Genomic DNA, 1,041 nt, shown 5'->3' with positions numbered 1-1,041 from the left:
CGGCGGCGTACCGGGTGTCGCATCTGGATGCTCTTGAGGCGGAGAGCGTTTTTGTGATGCGTGAGGTGGTGGCGGAGTTGGAGCGTCCGGTGCTGCTGTTCTCGGGTGGCAAGGACTCGATCGTGATGTTGCGGTTGGCGCAGAAGGCGTTCGCTCCGGCGAGGATCCCGTTTCCGGTGATGCACGTCGACACGGGGCACAACTTCGCCGAGGTTCTGGAGTATCGGGACCGGCGGGTGACGGAGTTGGGTTTGCAGTTGGTGGTGGCGTCGGTGCCGGAGGCCCTGGAATCGGGCCTGGTGCGGGAGTCCGCGGATGGGATGCGGAACCGGATCCAGACTCCGGTGTTGTTGGCGGCGGTGGAGAAGTACCGGTTCGACGCGTTGTTCGGTGGTGCCCGCAGGGATGAGGAGAAAGCGCGGGCGAAGGAACGGGTGTTCAGTTTCCGGGATGATTTCGGGCAGTGGGATCCGAAGAACCAGCGGCCGGAGTTGTGGTCGTTGTACAACGGTCGGCATCATCCGGGCGAGTCGATCCGGGTGTTCCCGTTGTCGAACTGGACCGAGCTTGATATCTGGCACTACATCGCCCGGGAACGGTTGGCGTTGCCGTCGATCTACTACGCGCATCAGCGTGAGGTGATCGAACGCGACGGCATGTTGTACGCGGTGAACGAGTTCATCACTCCCCGTGCCGGTGAGGTGCCGTTCGTGGAACGGGTCCGGTACCGGACGGTCGGTGACGCCTCCTGCACCGCGGCGGTGAAGTCCGACGCCGACAGTGTGGAGTTGGTGATCGAGGAGGTCGCCGCAACTCGGGTCACCGAACGCGGGGCGACCCGTGGCGACGACCGGGTCAGCGAGGCCGCGATGGAAGACCGCAAACGGGAAGGCTACTTCTGATGAGTACCACCACCCCGGTCACCGAAACCGAGACCCCGCCGGTTGAGGGTCGGGCGATGGACCTGCTCCGGTTCGCGACCGCCGGCAGTGTCGACGACGGGAAGTCGACCCTGATCGGCCGCCTGCTCTACGACACGAA

At 64.6% G+C, this 1,041-nt stretch carries 1 protein-coding gene and 1 pseudogene; both read left to right on the top strand.

The window, feature by feature from the left end; all coding sequences use genetic code 11:
• Positions 1-902 (top strand): sulfate adenylyltransferase subunit CysD (gene cysD / locus ACZ6QQ_RS36690; protein WP_465882638.1); only part of this gene is annotated, 902 nt, incomplete at its 5' end.
• Positions 902-1,041, top strand: a pseudogene (locus tag ACZ6QQ_RS36685) (sulfate adenylyltransferase); the annotation flags it as partial. The gene cysD and the pseudogene ACZ6QQ_RS36685, both read left to right, overlap by 1 nt.

The organism is Micromonospora sp. NPDC049529 (assembly GCF_055586685.1).
Note: the sequence above shows the minus strand (reverse complement) of the source record. Positions and strands in the feature narration are given on the sequence as shown.